Here is a 20727-nt window from a genome sequence, read left to right as displayed (position 1 = left end):
ACGAGGAGAAACCGAACGTGAAGAATCTGATCTGCTGCGCCGGCGCGTTGCTCGCCGCGGCGGCACCCGCAATCACCCAGGCCCAGACCTATCCCAGCAAACCGATCCGCTTCATCGTCGGGTTTCCGCCCGGCGGCACCAACGACATCGTCGCGCGCGTGATAGCGCCCAAGCTCGGCGAGCTGCTCGGCCAGCAGGTCATCGTCGACAACCGCGGCGGCGCGAACACCGCCATCGCGACCGAGATCGGGGCGCGCGCGGTGCCCGACGGCTACACGATGCTGCTCAACGCGCCAGGTCACGCGACGAACCCCTCGCTCATGAAGCTGCCGTTCGATTCGATCAAGGACTTCGCGTTCATCACGCTGATCGCCGAAGCGCAGAACCTGCTCGTCGCGCATCCGTCGCTGCCGGCGAAGAACGTGAAGGAGCTGATCGCGCTGTCGAAGAAGAATCCCGGCAAGATCAACTACGGCTCGTCGGGCACCGGCACCACCGTGCACCTGTCTGCGGCGCTCTTCGAATACATGACCGGCGTGAAGTGGGTGCACATCCCCTACAAGGGCGGCGGGCCGGGCCTCGTCGCGCTGCTCTCGGGCGAGGTCTCGCTCTACTTCGGCAACATGCCGACGGTCATCCGCCAGGCGCGCGAAGGCAAGCTGCGCGCGCTCGCGGTCACCGGCGCGAAGCGCGCGCCCGCCGCGCCCGACATCCCGACGATCGCCGAGAGCGGTGTGCCGGGTTACGAAGTGACCGCCTTCTACGGCCTGTCCGTGCCCGCGAAGACGCCCAAGGCCATCGTCGACCGGCTGCACACCGAGACGGTGAAAGCGATCAAGACCCCCGAGGTCGACGAGAAGCTGCGCGGCCTCGGCGCCGACCCGGTCGGCAACACGCCGGAGCAGTACACCGCTTTCATGCAGGCCGAGATCGCCAAATGGGCGAAAGTGATCAAGGCGGCAGGGATCAAGGGCGAGTGATGAGGTGAAGAGTGCAGGGTAAAGCCTAGTATCCTCGCCTCTTTCACCCTTCACCCTTCATCCTTCACCCGTAATAAATGATTCGAGATCCCGAAAGCTTCAACATCCTGCTCGCCACGATCCAGCGGTTCGTGCGCGAGCGGCTCATCCCGCGCGAGCCCGAGCTCGTCGACACCGACGCGATTCCGGCCGACGTCCTCGGGGAGATGCGCGAGATGGGCCTTTTCGGCCTGACGATACCCGAGGAATACGGAGGGCTGGGCCTCACCATGGAAGAAGAGGTTCGCGTGGCGTTCGAGTGGTGCCGCGCGTCGCCCGCTTTCCGCTCGATCGCGGGCACCAACAACGGCATAGGCTCGGTCGGCATCGTGCTCGACGGCACCGAAGAGCAGAAGAAGACATACCTGCCGCGCCTGGCCTCCGGCGAGCTCATCGGCTCGTTCGCGCTGACCGAGCCCGGCAGCGGCTCCGACGCGGCCTCGCTCACGACCAGCGCAAGGCGCGAAGGCGAGCACTACGTCGTCAACGGCACCAAGCGCTACATCACCAACGCGCCGCAGGCGGGCATCTTCACGCTGATGGCGCGCACCGACCCGCAGACGAAAGGCGCGGGCGGCGTCACCGCGTTCATCGTCGAGCGCGACACGCCCGGGCTCACGATCGGCCGACCGGACAAGAAGATGGGCCAGCGCGGCGCGCAGACCGCGGACGTGATCTTCGACAACGCCAAAGTGCCCGCCGCCAACATCATCGGCGGCGTCGAAGGCATGGGTTTCAAGACCGCGATGAAGGTGCTCGACAAGGCGCGCATCCACATCGCGGCGGTGTGCGTGGGCGCTGCGACGCGCATCCTCGACGAAGCGCTGGCGTACGCGTCCGAGCGCAAGCAGTTCGGCCAGGCCATCGGCGAGTTCCAGCTCGTGCAGGCGATGCTCGCCGACAGCCAGACCGAGCTCTATGCGGCGAAGTGCATGGTCCTCGACGCCGCGACCAAGCGCGACGACGGCGAATCGGTGACCATGGAAGCGGCGTGCTGCAAGCTCTACGCGTCGGAGATGGTGGGCCGCGTCGCCGACCGCGCGGTGCAGATTCACGGCGGCGCCGGCTACATGCAGGAATATGCGGTCGAGCGCTTCTACCGCGATGTCCGGCTCTTCAGGATCTTCGAGGGCACCAGCCAGATCCAGCAGCTCGTCATCGCGCGGCAGATGCTGCGGCGGGGCCCGACCGGCTGAGACGCCGCCCCGGGCGGGTCGTAGGATTGTCGACAATCTGTTGACAGCCCCGCCGCCCGCCCTTTAGCCTCAGGACCCTCCCCCCGTACTTCCCCGAGAAGGACTCCATGGCTTTCGAATCCCTGCTGGAGGAATACCAGCGCAAGACCGCCGAGGCGCTCGCCATGGGCGGCCCCGAGAAGCTCGCCAGGCGCAAGGCCGAAGGCGTGCTCAACGCGCGCGAGCGCATCGACTACCTGCTCGACGAAGGCAGCTTCATCGAATCGGGCCGCTACGCGCGCAGCGTCCGTCCCGAGGTCAAGCACAAGACCCCCTCCGACGGCAAAGTCGCGGGCTTCGGCCGCATCGACGGCCGCGAGGTCGCGCTGGTGTCGAACGACTTCACCGTGATGGGCGCATCGTCCGCGGTGATCAACATGAAGAAGATCAAGCACGTGAAGCAGGTCGCGGCCAAGCGCGGCATGCCGCTGGTGCTGCTCGGCGAATCGAGCGGTGCGCGCATGCCCGACCGCATGGGCGCCGCGGGCCGCGCGATCATCGCGCAGGATCCCACCGAGTATCAGCGGTTGCGCGAAGCGCCGTGGTGCTCCGCGCTGCTCGGCCAGTGCTACGGCTCGTCGACGTGGTATTCGGCGATGTCGGACTTCGTAGTGATGCGCAAAGGCGCGATCATGGCGATCGCCAGCCCCAATGTGACCTCGATCGCGATCAACAAGCCGATCTCGGCCGAGGAGCTCGGCGGCTGGAAGCTCCTGACCGGCGTATCGGGCCTCGCCGACATGGCGGTCGACACCGACGAGCAGGCGATCGACGCGATCAAGAAGTTTCTCTCGTATCTGCCGAGCCACAACATGGAAGCGCCGCCCGAGCACCCGGTGCCCGAAGGCTCGGACGAGCCGTGCCGCAAGATGCTCGAGATCCTGCCCGAGTCGCGCAACAAGGTGTACGACGTGCGCAAGGTGATCCAGGCGATCGCGGACAAGGGCTCGACATTCGAGCTGAAAGAGCGCTACGGCAAGTCGGCGGCGACGGTGCTCGCGCGGCTCGACGGCAAGAGCGTGGGCTTCATCGCCAACAACCCGCTGTTCAAGGGCGGCGCGCTCGACGCCGACGCGTGCCAGAAGGTCACGAGCTTCATGGTGTTGTGCGACTCGTTCAACATCCCGCTGGTGTACCTCGTCGACGTGCCGGGCTTTCTCATCGGCCTCGAAGGCGAGATTCGCGGCATGCCGGGCAAGGTGATCAACTGGATGAACGCGATGACGCTGGTCACCGTGCCCAAGATCACAGTCATCATGCGCAAGAGCTACGGTCAGGCGTTCATCAACATGGCGGGCGGCCGCAATGCCGACGAAGTCGCCGTGTGGCCGACCGCGGACCTGGGGTTCATGGATCCCGCGGTGTCGGTGAACGTGCTGTACGGCGTCAAGCATGAGGACGACCCCGAGCGCTTCAAGCAGCTGAAGGCCGAAGTCGAGCGCGACACCTCGGCGTGGGGTCTCGCCGAGCTGTACGAAGCGCAGACCGTGCTCGACCCGCGCGACACGCGCGACTACCTCATCCGCACGCTCCAGATCCATCGCCTGCGCATGAAGAAAGGCGTCGGCGAGCACCTCTTGCGCAACTGGCCGACGAGCTACTGAGCGGCATGGCCGAGCGCGAGCTCGCCGGGAAGGTCGCGATCGTCACCGGCGCGACGCGTAAGCGCGGTCTGGGACGCGCGATCGCGCTGTGCCTCGCGCGCGCCGGCGCCGACGTGGTCGTCACCGGCAGCGGGCTCAAGCCGGCCGCCGACCTGCCGCGCGACGAGCGCGAAAGCGGCTGGACCGGCGCCGAGGCGATCGCCGCGGAGATTCGCGAGCTCGGTGTACGCGCGCTCGCGCTCACGGTCGACGTCACCTCGTCTGCTGCGGTACAGCGCATGGTCGACGAGACCGTCGCCGCTTACGGCCGCGTCGATATCCTGATCAACAACGCGACGTTCGCGCGCGGCGACGACCGCGTGCCGTTGCAGGATCTCGACGACGACGTGTGGCGCCGCATCGTCGACGTCAACCTCAACGGCACGATGCTCTGCTCGAAATACGTCTCGCGCCGCATGATCGCCCAGGGCGAAGGCGGCACGATCGTCAGCATCTCGTCGGGTGCGGCGCTCAAGGCGCAGGCGGCGTTCTCGGCGTATAGCGCGTCCAAGGCCGCGATACACGCGCTCAACGGCGTGCTCGCCGCGGAGCTCGGGCCGCACGGCATCACCGCCAACGTCATCGCGCCGGGAATTCTCGACACCGCGCGGGTCGACATGCTGCGCGAAGGCGGGCGCTGGGAGAAGCGCCTCGCGAGCGTGCCGCTGGGGCGCGCGGGCACCGTCGAAGAGGTCGCGGAGCTGGTGCGCTACCTGTGCGGCCCGCATGCGCGCTGGATCAGCGGCGACGTGTTCCTCATGACCGGCGGCGAAGTGCGCCGCGCGGCGAACTGAAAGGAGATTCCCCTGAGACCCGTGTTACGCACGATCGCGGCGCTCGCGCTGCTCACGCTCGCCGGCGCGCTGTGCGCGCAAGGCTATCCGACGCGTCCGGTGCGGTTGATCGTGCCGTTCGCACCGGGCGGCAACACCGACGTCCAGGGCCGGCTCATCGCGCAGAAGCTGTCCGAGCTGTGGGGCCAGCAGGTCGTCGTCGACAATCGGGGCGGCGCGGGGGGCACGGTCGGTGTCGATCTCGCGGCCAAGTCCCCGCCCGACGGCCATACCCTGGTGGTCGGCTCGTTCGGCAATATCCTGGTCGGCCCCGCGCTCTATAAGCGGCTCCCGTACGACCCGGTGAAAGATCTGGCGCCGGTGGTGCTGGTCTCGACGCCGCCCGGCCTGATGGTGGTCAATCCGGCGGTGCCGGCGAAGAACGTCAAAGAGTTCATCGCGTATGCCCGCGCCCAATCGGGCAGGCTCAACTACGGCTCGGCGGGCAGCGGGGTGTGGAACCACCTCTTCGCCGAGCTCTTCCGCGTGACGGCGAAGATCGAGATGGCCCACGTGCCGTACAAGGGGACCGCGCCGGCGATCACCGACCTCATCGGCGGCCAGATCCAGATGATGATGTCGCCTTTTCCGACCGCGCTGCCGCACGTGAAAAGCGGGCGGCTGCGTGCGCTCGCGGTGACCGACGACAAGCGCTCGCCGGTCATCCCGGCGATACCGACGGTCGCGGAGTCGGGCCTGCCGGGCTACGCCGCCGCGAGCTGGTTCGCGATCCTCGCGCCCGCGGGCACGCCGCGCGCGATCGTCACCAGGGCGAATGCGGACATCAACCGCGTCTTCGCCATGCCCGATGTGCGGGCCGCGTTCGCGAGCGACGGCAGCGAGCCCGCCGGCGGCACGCCCGAAGACCTCGCGCGCTCGATCCGCGAGGGCATGGCGAAATGGGGCAAGCTCGTGCGCGATCTCGATGTGCAGCTCTGACGTGATGACTACCGCGGCACGCGCCTCGATCGTCGCGCTCGGACTCTGCGCCGGAGCGCCGCTCGCGCAGGCCGCGTATCCCGATCGACCCATCCGGCTCGTCGTTCCGCTCGCGCCCGGCGGCACCACGGACATCGTCGCGCGGCTCGTGGCCCAGCGCTATACCGAGCTGCTCGGCCAGCCGGTGATCGTCGACAACCGGCCGGGCGCCGGCGGCAACATCGGCAACGAAGTGGTCGCGCGCGCCGCGCCCGACGGTTACACGCTGCTGATGGCCGCACCGCCGCTGGTGATCAATCCCGGCCTGTATCGCAAGATCGGTTATCGGGCGATCGAGGACTACAGCCCGATCTCGTTGATCGCGACGGTCCCGGTGGTGCTCGCGGTGAATCCGGCGCTGCCCGCGAAATCGGTGAAGGCGCTGATCGCGCTCGCGAAAGCGAGCCCGGGCAAATACAACTACGCGTCGTCCGGCGTCGGCGGCACGCCGCATCTCGCCGGGGCGCTCTTCGGCAGCATGGCGGGTGTCGACCTCGTGCACGTGCCATACAAAGGCTCGGGACCCGCGTTGAGCGATCTGCTCGGCGGCCAGGTGCACATGCAGTTCTCCGGGCTGCCGCCGCTCGTGCCTTTCATCAAGTCGGGCAAGCTGCGCGCGCTCGGTGTCGCGGGACTGAAGCGCACGCCGGCGTTTCCCGACCTGCCGACGATCGCGGAAAGCGGGGTGCCCGGCTACGAAGCGACGTCGTGGCAGGGGCTGTCCGCGCCGGCTCGACTGCCGGGCGACATCGTGTCGCGGCTGCATTCCACGCTGGTGAAGATCGTCAACGCGCCGGACACTCGCGCGCGCTTCGCCGAGCTCGGCGCCGAAGCGGTCGGCGGCACGCCGGCGGAGTTCGCGCGTTTCATCAAGACCGAATTCGACAAGTGGGGGCCGGTGATCCGCCAGACCGGCGCCCGCGCGGATTGAACATAGAGAGATCGAGTATGCCGTTCGAAGACCTGTTGAAGGATATGGAAGCCCGCACCGAGCGCGCGCTCGCGATGGGCGGCCCGGAGAAGCTCGCGCAGCGCAAGGCGCAGGGCATGCTCAACGCGCGCGAGCGGCTCGAGCGCCTGTTCGATCCCGGGACCTTCATCGAGTCCGGACGCTACGCGGTATCGGCGCGCGCCGAAGACAAGCACACGACGCCGGCCGACGGCAAAGTCGCAGGCTTCGGCCGCATCGACGGCCGCGAGGCCGCCGCCATCGCGAACGACTTCACGGTGAAAGGCGCGTCGAGCGCGAACATCAACATCAAGAAGCTCAAGCACATCAAGACGATCGCGAGGAAGCGCGGCATCCCCGCGGTGTTCCTCGGCGAATCGACCGGCGCGCGCATGCCGGACGTGATGGGCGCGGACTCGATCGGCTCGAAAGACGACCCGGTCGAGTACCAGCGCCTGCGCGAGTCGCCGTGGGCGGCGGCGGCGCTGGGCTACTGCTTCGGCTCGTCGGCGTGGTACGCGTCGATGTCGGACTTCTGCGTGTTCCGCAAAGGCGCGATCGTGGCGGTGTCGAGCCCGCGCCTGATCTCGATGGCGATCGGCAAGGCGGTCGACGCCGAGGAGCTCGGCGGCTGGCGCGTGCACGCCGAGGTGAGCGGCATCGCCGACCAGGTGGTCGACACCGACGAGCAGGCGATCGACGCGATCAGGCAGTTCCTGTCGTACCTGCCCGCCAATAACAGCGAGCCTCCGCCCGAATATCCCGTCCCCGAAGGCTCCGGCGCCGACGCGGACAAAATCCTCGAGCTGTTGCCGGAGTCGAAAAACCAGGTCTACGACGTGAAGAAGATCATCCGCTGCATCGTCGACCGCGATTCGATGTTCGAGATCAAGGCGCGTTACGGCAAGGCGATCGTCACGACGCTCGCACGGCTCGACGGCAAATCGGTCGGCATCATCGCCAACAACCCGCTGCACCGCGGCGGCGCGATCGGCGCGGACGAGAGCCAGAAGGTCCAGAACTTCTTCGTGCTCTGCGACTCGTACAACATCCCGATCGTGATGCTCGTCGACCAGCCGGGTTTTCTCATCGGGCTCGAAGGCGAGCAGCGCGGCATCACCGGCAAGGTGATGAACTGGATGAACGCGATGACCCTCGTCACCGTGCCCAAGATCGCGGTGATCATGAGGAAGAGCTACGGCCTCGCGGTCTCCAGCATGGGCGGCGGCGGCAACGCCGACGAGATCGCGTGCTGGTACACCTCCGAGGTGAGCTTCATGAAGCCCGACTTCGGCGCGCGCGTGGTGTTCGGGGTCGACCCCGAAAAAGATCCGCAGAAATACGAAGAGACCGTCGCGCTGATGTCCAAAGGCACCTCGCCCTACGACATGGCCGGCATCTACACCGCGCAGGACGTCATCGAGCCGCGCGACACCCGCGACTGGCTGATCCGCATGCTGGAAGTGCACCGTATGCGCACGAGCGGTGGCGTGGGGCAGCACCTCATGCGAAACTGGCCGACGACGTACTAGACGTGAAACGTGAAACGTGACACGGAGTGCCGGGGAGGTCGCTATGCGGTCGCTGATGGTGCTGGTGTTTACCGCGTTTTTCATCTCGACGGCGCCCGCTGCGGCCGAAGAGCACGCCCGCAAGAAAACAACGGTCAAGAAGCAGGATAAGAAGGACACCGGCGCCTCTTGCAAGGCGCCGGCGGTGGGCGCCTGCGCTTCGTGCGCCATCACCTGCCGCCCGGGCGAGACCGCGACGTGCGGACCCGGCACGCCGAGCGGCGACCTCTGTGCACGACCCCCTGCGTGTACGTGCAAATGATCGGCTGAGACACGGCTGCAACACGGCGCCGCCCATACTGCGGGTGCACCGGCGGCGCGCATCGTCCCACAATGAGGGCATCGATCGCGCCGCCGCGCTGTTGGCGTAGTAAGCTAAAGACGCAGCGCCCTCGCGTCGCCAGCGCTGGCCGAGATGTTGCTTCGAAGCGGTTTCCCCGCTTTTGCACCCACACGGGTCCGTCGATGAAACGCGTCGCCCTCTACAGCTCTTCGCACCGTCAGCGCATTCCTGCCGCAGCCGAGCCCAAAGGCGTCGAGCCGCCGGTCGAGCCGGCGCCCGAGGCGCCGCCGGTCGCCGCGCCGAAGCGCGGCCGCGTCAGATCTTTCCTGACCCGCCATCCGCTCGCGACCGGTCTGACCGCCGGACTGCTCGCCGCGCTCGCGCTGGTGTACTCGCACGCGATCTTCGGCCCGCAGCCGCGTACGATCACCCAGAAGGACATCGACGCCGCGGTCCTGCGTACGCTGGAGACCAAGCCGCTGCCGTCGCGCGCGGCGCAGGCCTACGAACTCATCAAGGGCTCGGTGGTGCGCGTGCGCGGCCTCGGCGGCGAGGACGAGCCGGACAAGGACTCCGAGCGCAGCGTCGGCACCGGGGTGGTCATCCTCGACAACGGCACCATACTGACCAACCTGCACGTCGTCGCCGGCGCCAAGCGCCTCAACGTGGTGTTCTCCGACGGCATGGAATCGGAAGCGACGGTCGTCGGCACGCGTCCGGAGGACGACCTCGCGGTGATCAAGACGTCGAGCGTTCCCGACGATCTCATGCCCGCGACGCTGCGCTCGACCGCCGACCTGCGGCTCGGCGACGAAGTGGTCGCGGTCGGTTTCCCCTTCGGGATCGGGCCGTCGGTGTCCTCGGGCGTGGTCTCGGGGCTGCGCCGCGAGTATCGCTCGCCCGAGGGTAAGCGCCTGCTCACCAACCTCATCCAGTTCGACGCGGCCGCCAACCCCGGCAGCTCGGGCGGTCCGCTGTTCACGACCGACGGCGAAGTCGTCGGCATCGTCACCGGCATCCTCAACCCCGGCAAGCAGGCGGTGTTCATCGGCATCGGCTTCGCGGTGCCGATCGAGAACGCCGCGGCCGCCGCGGGCGTCTCGCCGTTCTAGGGAACTCCATGGAAAACACCGAGCTTTCGCGCGAAGAGATCGCCAGCCTCATGCAGCGCGTGCTGTACGAGGTGAAGAAGATCGTCGTCGGCCAGGACCACTTCCTCGAGCGCGTGCTGGTCGCGATCCTCGCGCAGGGTCACCTGCTCGTCGAAGGCGTGCCCGGCCTCGCCAAGACCCTCACGGTCAAGACCCTCGCGCGTACCGTGCGCGGACAGTTCCGGCGCATCCAGTTCACGCCCGACCTCGTCCCCGCCGATCTCGTCGGCACGCGCGTCTACAACCAGAAGACCGGCGAGTTCACCACGTCGCTCGGCCCGGTCTTTACGAACCTCCTCCTCGCCGACGAGATCAACCGCGCGCCGGCGAAAGTGCAGAGCGCGCTGCTCGAGGTGATGCAGGAGCGCCAGGTGACGATCGCGGGCGAGACGCACAAGGTGCCCGAGCCTTTCCTGGTGATGGCGACCCAGAACCCGATCGAGACCGAAGGCACGTATCCGCTGCCCGAAGCGCAGGTCGACCGCTTCATGATGAAGGTGCTGGTGGGTTACCCGACCGAAGAGGAAGAGTTCGTCATCGTCGAGCGCGTCACCGGTGTGGCGAAAGCGGTGACGTCGGTCGCGACGACCGAGCAGCTTTCGGCGCTCCAGAAGGAATGCCGGAACGCGTACGTCGATCCTTCGATCACCCAGTACGCGGTGAAAGTCGTCGGGGCGACGCGCAATCCCGACAAGGCGGGCATCCCGGATCTCGCGAAATACATCTCGTTCGGGGCGAGTCCCCGCGCATCGATCGCGCTCATCGAAGGCGGGCGCGCGCTCGCGTTTTTGCGCGGGCGCGATTACGTGCTGCCGGAGGACGTTCTGGACATCATGCCCGACGTGCTGCGGCACCGCCTCGTGCTCACCTACGAAGCGCTGGCCGAACAGGTGAGCGCGGACGACATCGTCCGCCGCATCATGGAGCAGATCGCACCGCCGGATAAGCCCCTCGACACGCATGTCAGACCCGGCACGAAAAATTGATTCCGGAAAGGCGCCGGCATCAAACGGCCCTGAGGCGCCGGTAGCGCGAGGCGCCGAAGCCGACCGCATCCTGCGCCGTCTCGAATGGACGGTGCTGCGGCGCCTCGACGGCCTCCTGCACGGCGACTACCGCACGCTCTTCCGCGGCTTCGGCCTCGATCTCGCGGACCTGCGCGAGTATCAGTACAACGACGACGTGCGACACATCGACTGGAACGTCACCGCGCGTCTCTCCACGCCGTACGTGCGCGAGTACTACGAGGACCGCGAGGTCACCGCGTGGTTCCTGCTCGATCTCTCGCCCTCGCTCGACTTCGGCTCGCGCGAGGTGAGGAAGCGCCAGCTCTCGGCGGAGTTCGTGGCGGTGCTCGCGCGGCTGCTCACGCGCAACGGCAACCGCGTCGGCGCGGTGTTCTACGGCGACAGCGTCGACACCGTCATTCCCGCGCGCACCGGCCGCCGCCAGGTGCTGCACATCATGCATCGCATGCTGTCGCGCGACCGACCGACCAGGTCGGGCGGCACCGATCTGTCCGCGTTCATGCAGAGCGCTTTCCAGCTCATGCCGCGGCGCTCGCTGGTCTTCGTCGTGTCCGACTTCATCAGCGCGCCCGGCTGGGGACGGCCGCTCGCGCACCTCGCGCAGCGGCACGAAGCGCTCGCGGTGAGGCTGTTCGATCCGCTCGAGATGGAGCTGCCCGATCTCGGCATGCTCGTCGTGCAGGACGCCGAGACCGGCGAGCAGCTCTTCGTCGACACGCACGACCGCGGTTTCAGGAAGCGCTTCGCCGAAGCCGCCACGCGGCGCGAGGCCCAGGTGCGCGAGGCGTTCCGCGACGCCGGCGTCGATGCGCTCGAGCTGTCGACCGAGGACGACCTCGTCGACGCGCTGCTGCGTTTCGCGGACCTGCGCAAGCGCAGGAGCCAGCTCGCGTCGGGCGCGAGCCTCCCGCAGCACCTCGCCACATGAGCTTCATCTGGCCGCACCTGCTCTGGCTGCTCGCCGCCGTGCCGCTCGTCGTCGCGGGCTATCTCTACGTGCTCCGGCGCAAGGCGCAGTCCGCGGCGCGGTATGCGAGCCTGGCGATGCTGCGCGAAGCCGCGCAGCGCACGCCGCCGTACCGCCGTCACGTGCCGCCGGTGCTGTTCCTCCTCGCGCTGATCGCCATGATCGTCGCCGCGGCGAGACCGACCGCGATCATCAGCCTGCCGACCGCACACGAGACCGTGATCCTCGCGATGGACGTCTCGGGCAGCATGCGCGCGACCGACGTGCAGCCCAACCGCCTCGCGGCGGCGCAGGCGGCCGCGAGGACGTTCGTCGAGGAGCAGCCGCGCAGCACGCGCATCGGCGTCGTCGCGTTCGCCGCGACCGCGCTCGTCGTGCAGCACCCCACGCTCAACCGCGAAGAGATCACCCAGGCGATCGACCGCCTCCAGCTCCAGCGCGGCACCGCGGTCGGCAGCGCGATCGTGGTGTCGCTCGCCGCGATCTTTCCGGAGGAAGGCATCACGCTCGAATCGGTGACCGGCGACGGCAAGAAGCGGCCGGCGCTCGCCACGATCGATCCCAAGACCGGCATGGAAAAACCCGCGTTCAAGCCGGTGCCGCCGGGTTCGTACGGATCGGCCGCGGTCGTGCTGCTCACCGACGGCCAGCGCACGACCGGACCCGACGCGATGGAGGCGGCGCGCGCAGCCGCCGACCGCGGCGTTCGCGTCTATACCGTGGGCATCGGCACGCCCGACGGCGAGATCATGGGTTTCGAAGGCTGGCGCATGCGCGTGAAGCTCGACGAGGACACGCTGAAGAACGTCGCGATGATCACCCACGGCGAGTACTTCTACGCCGGCACCGCGACCGACCTGAAAAAGGTCTACAAATCGCTCAACGCACGCTTCACGCTGGAGAAGAAAGAGACCGAGATCACGGCCGTGTTCTCGGCGCTCGCCGCGGTATTCGCGGTCGCCAGCGCGCTGCTGTCGCTGGCGTGGTTCAACAGGATCCTGTAGCCAAAAAAGTGACGGATAAAGCAGTGACGGATGGGACGGTGACGGATAAAGCGGTGACGAAAGGCGTCGCGCGGCTCTAACGCGTCACTGCCTCATCCGTCACCGTTTCACCCGTCACTTCTTCTCCAGGTCCTGCACGCGCTTGCGTGCCACCTCCACCCCGATCTCCAGCGCCTTCTGCCGCTCGAAATACGCTTCGGTGAGGCGGCTGGCGCCGCCGGCGGTGCCGAGGCGCTCGCCCGGTAAGGGCTCCTTGCCGGCGTCGCGGGCCGCTTCGGCTTTCTGCAGCGCCTGGCGCGCGTCGCTCAGCGCGGGCGAGCTCGCCCCTGCGCTCGCCTTGGCCGCAGCCTGCGCCGCGCGCGCTTTCTCGGCGTCCGTCGCGGCGCTGACGCCGGTCTTGGCGGGCGGCGGCTCGATGGTATCCACGCGCTTCGCGCCGGGGACCGGGGCTTCCCCGTAGACGATCTTGCCGTCGGGCATGGTGGACTTGTAAAGGGTCTGCGCCGCGGGTGCGGCGAAGCTTACGAGCAGGGTGCCGATGACGGTCGCAAGCGCTTTCATGGTCGAGCTCCGATGAGGCGATTTCGCGATTGCATTCTATTCCCGCGAGTCCGTCGCGGCACCCGGTCCGGTTCTTGCGTCGGGCTGGCGACATGCGCGTAAGAATTGCGCCGCGAGGAGGTAACGATGGGCCCTGCTCGTATCGCGAGGCGGCGTGCCGCGACGCTCACGGCGGCACCACACCGCGCGGGACTCCGCATCGTCGTGTCGTATTCGGGCGGCGACGCTTACAACCCGCGGTCGCACGAGTGCGTCACCCGCATGAAGCTCGCTTCAAGGCTCGCCGCGCTGAAAGGCTGCGGCTTCGGCGGCGAGTTCGACCGCTCGGCGGCCTATGCCTGCGAGGTGTACTACGTGCCGAGTCGGACGATCGTCGGCTGCGACGCGGCCGCGGCGCTCGGCATCCGCGGCGCGCACGATCTCTTCGGCGGCGTGGTGCCGCATGCGTTCGTCGGCACCAAGAGCATCACGCACCCGCTGATCGACGCGGACGCGCGCGCGCCGCACGGCTGGTCGCACGCGTTCTCGCAGGCGGTGTCGGATGCGGTGCTCGAAGGCTATTCGGCCTTTGCGGGCGACGACGCGATGCGCGCGGGCGTGCGCCTTCTCCAGTCCGGTGCGGTACGCGTCAAACCCGCGCTCGCGCTCGGCGGACGCGGCCAGACGGTCGTGGAGACGCAGGCGGCGCTGCACGAGGCGCTGCAGCGCATCGATCCCGGTGAGCTCGAGGACTGCGGCGTCGTGCTCGAGCGCAACCTCGCGGACGTCGAGACCTACAGCGTCGGCCACGTCGAAGTCGGCGATCTCGAAGCGTCCTACGTCGGCACCCAGAGCCTCGCCGTCGACAACCGCGGCCTCGAAGTCTACGGCGGCTCCGACCTCCTCGTCGCGCGAGGCGGTTTCGACGCGCTCCTCGCCCTCGACATCTCGCCGGCGATGAAGCGCGCCGCGGAAAGAGCGCAGGTGTACGACGCGGCCGCGCACGCGTGTTTCCCGGGCTTCTTCGCGTCGCGCCGCAACTACGACGTCGTCGAAGGACGCGATGCGCAGGGCCATCCGCGCACCGGCGTGCTCGAGCAATCGTGGCGTGCGGGCGGCGCGAGCGGTGCCGAGATCGCCGCGATCGAATGGTTCGCGAGCCGGCCGCGCTCGCGCGCGGTGCGCGCGTGGTGCGCCGAGGTCTACGGCGCGGATGCCGTTGCGCCCGACGGCGCAGTGGTGTACTTCAGCGGTGTCGACGACGAGGTCGGCTACATCACCAAGTACACGATGCTGGAACCGTATGCCGACGCATGACCGCCCGATAGAGATCCACGTCGACGGCGGCCACATCGCCGGCACGCTGATCGCGCCGCAGACCACGATACCGGGCGTGCTGTGCGTGCACGGCTGGGGCGGCAGCCAGCAGCAGTATCTCGCGCGCGCGCGAGAGATCGCGGCACTGGGCTGCGTCTCGCTCACGTTCGACCTGCGCGGGCACGCGCGTACCGAGCCGCAGCAATCGAGCGTCTCGCGCGAAGACAATCTCAACGACAGCCTCGCCGCTTACGACGAGCTCGTCGATCATCCCGCGGTCGATGCGGAATCGATCGCGGTCGTCGGCAGCAGCTACGGCGGCTACCTCGCGGCGCTGCTCACCACGCTGCGCCCGGTGCGCTGGCTCGCGCTGCGCGTCCCGGCGCTGTACGAGGACGACGGCTGGGACCTGCCGAAGAAGCAGCTCCACAAGGTGTCGGACCTGCACGCCTATCGCCGCCGTCCGGTGCGTCCCAGCGAGAACCGCGCGCTCGCGGCGTGCGCCATGTTCAAGGGCGACGTGCTCATCGTCGAATCCGAGAACGACGACATCGTTCCCCACCGCACGATCGAGAACTACGTCGAAGCGTGCACGCACGCCCATTCGCTCACCTACCGCGTCATCTCGGGCGCCGACCACGGTCTCACGCAGCCGGCGATGCAGCGCGCCTATACCGAGCTCGTGGTGAGCTGGCTGACCGAAATGGTGTTCGGCGCCCGGGCGGGCGCGAGCACCGCGCAAGGCAGCGCGCGCATGGGCGCGGCGACGCCGGAGCGCGAGCCGCATCCCGGCTGAAGCGAGTCGGCGCCGCACCTGAGTCCAGAGGTACGTCGGTTGCAACCTCCGCCGCGTTCGCGGCATGGGCCGCGTTTCTCCCTCTGGAGGCGATATGACGCAGGTTCTGGGCAGGTCCCTTTTTGCAGTCCTCGCGCTCGTTTTATCCTTCGGCGCGTATGCCGCCGACAAGAAGGCGGACTCGGGCAAGGTCTCGAAAGGCGACAAGAGCTTCATCATGGACGCGGCCAACGACGGTCTCGCCGAGGTCGAGCTCGGCAAGATCGCGCAGCAGAACGCGGCGAGCGAGGACGTCAAGAAGTTCGCGCAGCGCATGGTCGACGACCACAGCGCCGCAGGCAAGGAGCTCGAGCCGATCGCGGCCAAGCTCGGCGTGACGCCGCCGTCCGCGCCGCAGGGCAAGCACGCGAAGCTCGTCAAGGATCTCTCGAAGAAGACGGGCGCCAAGTTCGACAAGGACTACGCCGACGCGATGGTCAAGGACCACAAGAAGGCGGTGAAGATGTTCGAGAAGGAGTCGCAAAAAGCCGAATCGGCGGAGCTGCGCGACTTCGCGTCCAAGACGCTGCCCAAGCTTCAGGAGCACCTCAAGATGGCGCAGGACCTTCAGGCGGGCATGAAGAAGACGAAGAAGAAGTCTTAGCGCGGCGCTACTGCTGCAGCACCCACGCCACGAGGCTCTCGATGTCGGCCGCCGCGAGCTGCGGATGTGCCGGCATCGGGACCGCGCCCCACGCACCGGCGCCTCCGTCCTTCACCTTGGCCGCGAGCCGCGTCGCCGCGCCGGCGTCGCCTCGATAGCGCGCCGCGATCTCCCTGAAGGACGGTCCGATCACCCTGTTGTCGAGCGCATGACACGCCACGCAGCCGTGGCGAACCGGCGGCGTGTCTTCGGCAGCGGCGGCCGCCGCCGCGGCGGGCGGCGGTTTGTCGCGGTTGTAGTACGTCGAGAGATACTCGAGCACGACGGCGATCTCGTCCGGCCGTATCGGCATGCCGCGGGCGATCATCACCTTGATGTTGTCGTCCCACTCGTCGCGCGTGAGCTTCGAGCGCGTGACATGGGTGATGTCGTGGCACAGCGAGCACTTCGCCATCGTCAGCGCCGCGCCGGGGCCCGGCAGCAGGGTCTTCGAAGGCGCATCCTGCTGTGCGGCCAGCGGCAGGATCGATGCGCACACGAGCGCGACGAGCGCCGCCGCGCGCGGGAGGAGCGTCACGCGCCGACGATGAATCCGACGCGGTGCCAGCCGTTCCAGAAGTAGCCGAGCGGATTCCATGCGGAGGCCAGCGGCTGGGTGCGCCCGGCGTCGTCGGTGGCGCGCGCGAGCACGGTGAGGTATCCCGGCGTGCGCGGCGTGTACGCGTAGCTGAACGTGCGCCACGCGTACTTGTCGCCGGCCGGGTTGAGCTCGGCGCGCTGCCAGGTGCGGCCTTCGTCGAACGAGAGCTCGACCCGCGCGACGTCGTTCTCGCCCGCCCACGCCTTGCCCGCGACGAGCACCGGTTTGCCCGCCGCGTACTTCGCGTTGGGCGCGGGATGCGTGATGATCGACTTCACGGGCCATCCTTCGGTGCTCGCGGCATCGGGCGGCATGCGTCCGCCGGGCTCGACCGGATGGCGCGGGATACGATAGCTCTCGTCCATGTACGGGCCTTTGAGCGGCGCCGCCAGCGCCTCGATCCGCGCCACCCACTTCACGGAAGCCGATCCGGCCCACGACGGCACGATGACGCGCAGCGGATAACCGTGCGCCTTGGGCAGAGGCCCGTCGTTCATGCCGTACGCGAGCAGCGTGTGGCGCTCGAGCGCCTTGCCGAGCGGGATGCTGCGCGCGACTTTCGGAATCGTCGGCAGCGCGCCGAAGTCGGCGCCGGTGAAGGCGATGTGCACCGCGCCGGGCTGCACGCCCGCGGCCCGCAACACGTCCGCCAGACGCACGCCGGTCCAGCGCGAGCAGCTCATGCCGCCGCTCGCCGGCCACGGGGTGCCGCGCGGCAGCGGATTGAAGCCGGTGCGTCCCGAGCCGGCGCACTCGAGCATCGCCTGCGTCGAGACTTGCGGGAAGCCGCTGCGAAGCTCGGCGACCGTCAGCCTGAGCGGCTTGTCGACGAGGCCGGCGATCTCGACGGTGTGTTTGGCTTCGTCGAAATCGGGGGTGTAGAGATTGTTGCGGACGAAGTGACGTGGGGTGGGCGTCACGTCGTCGTTGAGATATTCGGCGGTGACGCTCGCCGTCAGCGGACGCTCGGAATGCATGCGCATCGCCGGATCTTTCTCCGCCATCACCTTGGCGTTCGGGATGGTGCCGGCGGGATCGGCAGGCGGTTTCGCCTCCTGGGCGAATGCGATTTTCGGCAACGCGCCGGCAATGCCGAGCGCGCCGAGCGCGGCTATCGCTTCGCGCCGTGACGGATTGTCAGGCGCGCGGCGCATCAGTAGCGCTTGGTGAGCGCGTAGCGGCCGGGCGTCATGAACGTGAGCGCCAGCGCGACGAACATGAACATCGCCTGCAGCTCGAGCGCGTAGCCGCCGGTCTTCGCGTTGAGCATGAACAGATCGGGACGGTGCGAAAGCACCACGGCGAAGATCATGTTGATGAAGATGATGAACGCGCCGACACGCGAGTAGAACCCGACGATCAGCATGATCGGCGCGAGCACTTCGCCGATATACACGCCGTAACCGACCCATGAGGGCAGGCCGATGCCGGCGACCATGCCGGAAATACCGACCACACCGCCTTTGAGCTTGGCGATCCCGTGCAGCAGGATCAGAATCCCCAGAGTCAGACGCAATACGAGCTTACCGGCATCTTCCATGTCACGCGCCTCTCTATCCAGCCGTCATTCTAGCAAGAAGGTCGGCGTCATCTCCGACACTCACGGTCTGCTGCGTCCCGAGGCCGTCGCTGCGCTGCGGGGCTCGGAGGTCATCATACATGCCGGGGACATCGGCAGTCCCGCCGTCCTCGAGGACCTGGCGAAGATCGCGCCGGTGTTCGCGGTGCGCGGCAACAACGACCGGGACGACTGGGCGCGGGCGCTGCCGCTGACCGACGTCGTCGAAGTCGGCGGCCTGCTGGTTTACCTGCTGCACGACATCGCCGATCTCGACCTCGATCCCGCTGCGGCCGGCATGTCCGCGGTGATCACCGGGCACTCTCACAAGCCGCTCGCCGAAACGCGCGACGGCGTGCTGTTCCTCAATCCGGGCAGCGCCGGGCCGCGGCGGTTCAATCTGCCGATTGCAGTCGCACGCCTGTCGGTGGTCGACGGGCGACTCGGATCGGAGATCGTGCACCTGGGTTGAAGAGGTGATGAGATGAGAGGGATGAGATAGGGGCAAACACGATCCTCACCTTCATCTCATCACCTCACTCGCCGCCCGCCGGCGCAAACCCCGTCATCCGCCACGCATTGCCCGCTTTGACGAAGCACGCCGCGTGCTCGACCGGGCTGCGCACGTGCTCTTCGAGCACGTAGCCGTCGCGGTTGGCGTGGCGGATCTTCACCCACTTCTGCTTCGGATCCTTGCGGTCGTCGATCTCCCAGTCGTTCACCTCGACGATGTCGTAGGAGAGACGCCCGAGCGCGGCGGACGAGGTGCTGGGCTCGGCCTGCACGGTGGAGTCGCGCGAGATGACGACCGCGTGATCGAACGGGTGCACGTCGGGCGGCCACTTGCCGAGCAGGTAAGGCGCGCACAGCTCGCGTCCGCCCGTGTCGCGCTTCACGTAAGCGCTGCCGAGCTGGAGCGCGGTCTGGAGCTCGCGCCACACCGGGGTGTCGGCGGTGTCGAGCTCCCACTGCTTGCGGAACTCGGCGATTCCGCGCGTCTTCTCGCTCTGGTTGCGCACGTTCCTGTCGAGGATGGAGAGCAGGAACTGCTTGTCGCGGCTCGCGATCGCGTCGGATACGCGCTTCTTGAAACGCAGCCACGACACGTCGCTCGCGCCTTCGTCGACGAGCGGAAGCTTGCGCTCCGGCTCCGCGGCGGGCAGCGCGAGCGATACCGAAAGAAGCGCGACGAAAACGAGGAGACGGGTCATGGGGAGAAGGCGGGACGCGAGAGGGGAGCGGCTATGTTAGACGAGATCGAAGCGGGCGGCGACGGGCGTCGCGTTATACTTCCCCGCTTACAGAAGCGAGGAGCATCCATGGCACGGATCGAAGTCAAGTCGGAGATCACCGGCACGGTGTGGCAGGTCAAGGCGAGCGTCGGCGACAAGGTGGAAGAAGGCGACACCCTGGTGGTGATCGAGTCGATGAAGATGGAGATTCCCGTCATCACCGAAGACGCGGGAACGGTGAAGGAGATCCTCGTGAAGGAGAAAGACCCCATCGCCGAGGGTCAGGTCGTCGCGATACTCGAAGACTGATCTAAAGCCAAAGCCTCGACACGGACGGCACGGGGGAACACGGAGGGCTCGGAGGAAACGTCACGCCGTCATTCCCGCGCAGGCGGGAATCCATTTTCGGCGCGTTGAGGTCAAAATGGATTCCGGATCACATCGCGCTGCCGCGCGGTCCGGAATGACGAGTCGCTTTTCCTCTGTGCCCCTGCGTGTCCTCCGTGTTAAAGCTTTCTTGTTTCGCCCTTGGGCGCAGCGACAGCCGACTGCAGCGCGCGGATCGCCCCGTCCCGCGAATCGGTCACGCGCTTGCGCGCGATGCGCTCGGCCGTCGCCCCGTCGCCTTTCTTCAGCGCTTCCACCAGCTTCTGCCAGTGCTGGACCGATTGGGTTCGCCGCTCGGGTGTGGACAAGCCGAGCTGCGAATAGCGCAGCGTCTGCCGCGCCAGCGAATCGAGGATGTTCTTCAGGCGCGCGTTGGTGCACGCTTCGTTCAGTATGCGGTTGAGCGACCACACCGTCTCGACGTACTGCTGCCCCTTCTTCGGATCGCGCGCGTAGCGCGTGAGCTTGGCGACCTCGGCTTCGACGCCGGCCACCACTTTCGCGCGCTGCGGGTCTTCCGCCACGAGGCGGTCGCGCAACCCGTTGAGCATCGCGCGCACGTCGAAGATCTCCTTCACTTCCTCGATCGACGGATTGGTGACGATCGCGCCGCGCCGCGGCAGTATGGTGACCAGCCCGTCGCGCTCGAGGATGCGCAGGCTCTCGCGTATCGGCCCGCGGCTCACCGCGAACTCGCTCGCGAGCGCCTGTTCCATGATGCGCTGGCCCGGCGCGTAGCCGCCGGAGACGATGCGCTCGGACAGCCGGGTCGCGATCTGTTCCGGCAGCGAGGAGGTCAGCGCGAGCGACGCGCGCGCGAGCCCGCTCGCGGCGAGCAGGCGTTCGGCGTTTTCGACGGATTTGTTCATGTGCGCAGGATGGGAGCGCCTCGTAGGATTGTCAACAATCTCCTGCCGGGTTAAAGTCCTTCGCTCCCGCCCCACCCCGTCGTT

The 20727-nt window shown here is 67.8% G+C and carries 23 protein-coding genes; 17 read left to right on the top strand and 6 right to left on the bottom strand.

Annotation, left to right across the window (positions count from 1 at the left end):
- Window positions 1-17 precede the first annotated feature (17 nt).
- From VHP37_08365 to VHP37_08310, 12 genes are all read left to right on the top strand, one after another.
- On the top strand, window positions 18-980 hold the full coding sequence (locus tag VHP37_08365) for a tripartite tricarboxylate transporter substrate binding protein (protein HEX2826345.1): 963 nt from the start codon (window positions 18-20) through the stop codon (window positions 978-980).
- Between the two features lie 77 nt (window positions 981-1057).
- Window positions 1058-2215 (top strand): acyl-CoA dehydrogenase family protein, encoded by a 1158-nt coding sequence (locus tag VHP37_08360; protein ID HEX2826344.1) that lies wholly within the window; start codon window positions 1058-1060, stop codon window positions 2213-2215.
- Window positions 2216-2322: 107 nt separating this feature from the next.
- Window positions 2323-3858, top strand: coding sequence for a carboxyl transferase domain-containing protein (locus VHP37_08355; GenBank protein ID HEX2826343.1), 1536 nt, complete (start codon window positions 2323-2325; stop codon window positions 3856-3858).
- 5 nt (window positions 3859-3863) lie between these two features.
- Entirely contained in the window at window positions 3864-4691 is an 828-nt protein-coding gene (locus VHP37_08350; protein HEX2826342.1) for an SDR family oxidoreductase, read from the top strand.
- Between the two features lie 21 nt (window positions 4692-4712).
- On the top strand, window positions 4713-5669 hold the full coding sequence (locus VHP37_08345) for a tripartite tricarboxylate transporter substrate binding protein (GenBank protein HEX2826341.1): 957 nt from the start codon (window positions 4713-4715) through the stop codon (window positions 5667-5669).
- Window positions 5670-5673: 4 nt separating this feature from the next.
- Window positions 5674-6639, top strand: coding sequence for a tripartite tricarboxylate transporter substrate binding protein (locus VHP37_08340; GenBank protein ID HEX2826340.1), 966 nt, complete (start codon window positions 5674-5676; stop codon window positions 6637-6639).
- Window positions 6640-6656: 17 nt separating this feature from the next.
- Window positions 6657-8189: a carboxyl transferase domain-containing protein gene (locus VHP37_08335; protein HEX2826339.1), complete on the top strand. Its 1533-nt coding sequence runs from the start codon at window positions 6657-6659 to the stop codon at window positions 8187-8189.
- A gap of 43 nt (window positions 8190-8232) precedes the next feature.
- Complete coding sequence (locus VHP37_08330) at window positions 8233-8490, top strand: hypothetical protein (GenBank protein HEX2826338.1); 258 nt, start codon at window positions 8233-8235, stop codon at window positions 8488-8490.
- 203 nt (window positions 8491-8693) lie between these two features.
- On the top strand, window positions 8694-9623 hold the full coding sequence (locus VHP37_08325) for a trypsin-like peptidase domain-containing protein (protein ID HEX2826337.1): 930 nt from the start codon (window positions 8694-8696) through the stop codon (window positions 9621-9623).
- A gap of 8 nt (window positions 9624-9631) precedes the next feature.
- Complete coding sequence (locus VHP37_08320; GenBank protein ID HEX2826336.1) at window positions 9632-10648, top strand: MoxR family ATPase; 1017 nt, start codon at window positions 9632-9634, stop codon at window positions 10646-10648.
- Window positions 10623-11618 carry a DUF58 domain-containing protein gene (locus tag VHP37_08315; GenBank protein HEX2826335.1) on the top strand — a complete coding sequence of 332 codons (996 nt, stop codon included), beginning with the start codon at window positions 10623-10625 and terminating at the stop codon, window positions 11616-11618. Before VHP37_08320 ends, VHP37_08315 begins: the two co-directional genes overlap by 26 nt.
- Complete coding sequence (locus VHP37_08310; GenBank protein HEX2826334.1) at window positions 11615-12661, top strand: VWA domain-containing protein; 1047 nt, start codon at window positions 11615-11617, stop codon at window positions 12659-12661. The genes VHP37_08315 and VHP37_08310 overlap by 4 nt, the downstream gene beginning before the upstream one ends.
- A 114-nt stretch (window positions 12662-12775) precedes the next feature.
- Here VHP37_08310 and VHP37_08305 read toward each other — a convergent pair whose 3' ends face one another.
- Window positions 12776-13222 (bottom strand): DUF4124 domain-containing protein, encoded by a 447-nt coding sequence (locus VHP37_08305; protein HEX2826333.1) that lies wholly within the window; start codon window positions 13220-13222, stop codon window positions 12776-12778.
- A 126-nt stretch (window positions 13223-13348) separates the two neighbouring features.
- Here VHP37_08305 and VHP37_08300 point away from each other — a divergent pair, with 126 nt between their 5' ends.
- From VHP37_08300 to VHP37_08290, 3 genes are all read left to right on the top strand, one after another.
- Window positions 13349-14518 carry a DUF3182 family protein gene (locus tag VHP37_08300; protein HEX2826332.1) on the top strand — a complete coding sequence of 390 codons (1170 nt, stop codon included), beginning with the start codon at window positions 13349-13351 and terminating at the stop codon, window positions 14516-14518.
- Window positions 14505-15314: an alpha/beta fold hydrolase gene (locus tag VHP37_08295; protein ID HEX2826331.1), complete on the top strand. Its 810-nt coding sequence runs from the start codon at window positions 14505-14507 to the stop codon at window positions 15312-15314. Before VHP37_08300 ends, VHP37_08295 begins: the two co-directional genes overlap by 14 nt.
- Window positions 15315-15408: 94 nt before the next feature.
- Window positions 15409-15957 carry a DUF4142 domain-containing protein gene (locus VHP37_08290; protein HEX2826330.1) on the top strand — a complete coding sequence of 183 codons (549 nt, stop codon included), beginning with the start codon at window positions 15409-15411 and terminating at the stop codon, window positions 15955-15957.
- A gap of 7 nt (window positions 15958-15964) precedes the next feature.
- Here the strand turns inward: VHP37_08290 and VHP37_08285 are convergent, their stop codons facing one another.
- From VHP37_08285 to VHP37_08275, 3 genes are read right to left on the bottom strand one after another with little or no spacing between them, the layout of a single operon-like run.
- Entirely contained in the window at window positions 15965-16534 is a 570-nt protein-coding gene (locus tag VHP37_08285; GenBank protein HEX2826329.1) for a c-type cytochrome, read from the bottom strand.
- Window positions 16531-17751: a sulfite oxidase gene (locus VHP37_08280; protein ID HEX2826328.1), complete on the bottom strand. Its 1221-nt coding sequence runs from the start codon at window positions 17749-17751 to the stop codon at window positions 16531-16533. Before VHP37_08280 ends, VHP37_08285 begins: the two co-directional genes overlap by 4 nt.
- Complete coding sequence (locus tag VHP37_08275) at window positions 17751-18137, bottom strand: DoxX family protein (protein HEX2826327.1); 387 nt, start codon at window positions 18135-18137, stop codon at window positions 17751-17753. Before VHP37_08275 ends, VHP37_08280 begins: the two co-directional genes overlap by 1 nt.
- Between VHP37_08275 and VHP37_08270 the strand changes: the two genes are divergently transcribed.
- Window positions 18136-18627, top strand: a complete 492-nt coding sequence (locus VHP37_08270) for a metallophosphoesterase family protein (GenBank protein ID HEX2826326.1) — start codon at window positions 18136-18138, stop codon at window positions 18625-18627. The genes VHP37_08275 and VHP37_08270 overlap by 2 nt on opposite strands.
- A gap of 64 nt (window positions 18628-18691) precedes the next feature.
- Here the strand turns inward: VHP37_08270 and VHP37_08265 are convergent, their stop codons facing one another.
- On the bottom strand, window positions 18692-19366 hold the full coding sequence (locus tag VHP37_08265) for an SH3 domain-containing protein (protein ID HEX2826325.1): 675 nt from the start codon (window positions 19364-19366) through the stop codon (window positions 18692-18694).
- Between the two features lie 108 nt (window positions 19367-19474).
- On the opposite strand from VHP37_08265, the gene VHP37_08260 reads away from it, so the two are divergent.
- Window positions 19475-19696: a biotin/lipoyl-binding carrier protein gene (locus tag VHP37_08260; GenBank protein ID HEX2826324.1), complete on the top strand. Its 222-nt coding sequence runs from the start codon at window positions 19475-19477 to the stop codon at window positions 19694-19696.
- Window positions 19697-19893: 197 nt separating this feature from the next.
- On the opposite strand, the gene VHP37_08255 is transcribed toward VHP37_08260, so the two are convergent.
- Window positions 19894-20643 carry a GntR family transcriptional regulator gene (locus tag VHP37_08255; GenBank protein HEX2826323.1) on the bottom strand — a complete coding sequence of 250 codons (750 nt, stop codon included), beginning with the start codon at window positions 20641-20643 and terminating at the stop codon, window positions 19894-19896.
- Window positions 20644-20727: the final 84 nt, after the last annotated feature.

It is taken from the genome of Burkholderiales bacterium, assembly GCA_036262035.1.
Classification (GTDB): Bacteria; Pseudomonadota; Gammaproteobacteria; order Burkholderiales; family SG8-41; genus JAQGMV01.
Note: the sequence above shows the minus strand (reverse complement) of the source record. Positions and strands in the feature narration are given on the sequence as shown.

Coding starts and splice junctions, on each gene's coding strand:
- VHP37_08325 (HEX2826337.1), top strand. CDS start 8,694: ATGAAACGCGTCGCCCTCTACAGCTCTTCGCACCGTCAGCGCATTCCT.
- VHP37_08310 (HEX2826334.1), top strand. CDS start 11,615: ATGAGCTTCATCTGGCCGCACCTGCTCTGGCTGCTCGCCGCCGTGCCG.
- VHP37_08355 (HEX2826343.1), top strand. CDS start 2,323: ATGGCTTTCGAATCCCTGCTGGAGGAATACCAGCGCAAGACCGCCGAG.
- VHP37_08330 (HEX2826338.1), top strand. CDS start 8,233: ATGCGGTCGCTGATGGTGCTGGTGTTTACCGCGTTTTTCATCTCGACG.
- VHP37_08260 (HEX2826324.1), top strand. CDS start 19,475: ATGGCACGGATCGAAGTCAAGTCGGAGATCACCGGCACGGTGTGGCAG.
- VHP37_08300 (HEX2826332.1), top strand. CDS start 13,349: ATGGGCCCTGCTCGTATCGCGAGGCGGCGTGCCGCGACGCTCACGGCG.
- VHP37_08270 (HEX2826326.1), top strand. CDS start 18,136: ATGTCACGCGCCTCTCTATCCAGCCGTCATTCTAGCAAGAAGGTCGGC.
- VHP37_08295 (HEX2826331.1), top strand. CDS start 14,505: ATGCCGACGCATGACCGCCCGATAGAGATCCACGTCGACGGCGGCCAC.
- VHP37_08315 (HEX2826335.1), top strand. CDS start 10,623: ATGTCAGACCCGGCACGAAAAATTGATTCCGGAAAGGCGCCGGCATCA.
- VHP37_08335 (HEX2826339.1), top strand. CDS start 6,657: ATGCCGTTCGAAGACCTGTTGAAGGATATGGAAGCCCGCACCGAGCGC.
- VHP37_08350 (HEX2826342.1), top strand. CDS start 3,864: ATGGCCGAGCGCGAGCTCGCCGGGAAGGTCGCGATCGTCACCGGCGCG.
- VHP37_08255 (HEX2826323.1), bottom strand. CDS start 20,643: ATGAACAAATCCGTCGAAAACGCCGAACGCCTGCTCGCCGCGAGCGGG.
- VHP37_08280 (HEX2826328.1), bottom strand. CDS start 17,751: ATGCGCCGCGCGCCTGACAATCCGTCACGGCGCGAAGCGATAGCCGCG.
- VHP37_08320 (HEX2826336.1), top strand. CDS start 9,632: ATGGAAAACACCGAGCTTTCGCGCGAAGAGATCGCCAGCCTCATGCAG.
- VHP37_08305 (HEX2826333.1), bottom strand. CDS start 13,222: ATGAAAGCGCTTGCGACCGTCATCGGCACCCTGCTCGTAAGCTTCGCC.
- VHP37_08340 (HEX2826340.1), top strand. CDS start 5,674: ATGACTACCGCGGCACGCGCCTCGATCGTCGCGCTCGGACTCTGCGCC.
- VHP37_08290 (HEX2826330.1), top strand. CDS start 15,409: ATGACGCAGGTTCTGGGCAGGTCCCTTTTTGCAGTCCTCGCGCTCGTT.
- VHP37_08360 (HEX2826344.1), top strand. CDS start 1,058: ATGATTCGAGATCCCGAAAGCTTCAACATCCTGCTCGCCACGATCCAG.
- VHP37_08265 (HEX2826325.1), bottom strand. CDS start 19,366: ATGACCCGTCTCCTCGTTTTCGTCGCGCTTCTTTCGGTATCGCTCGCG.
- VHP37_08275 (HEX2826327.1), bottom strand. CDS start 18,137: ATGGAAGATGCCGGTAAGCTCGTATTGCGTCTGACTCTGGGGATTCTG.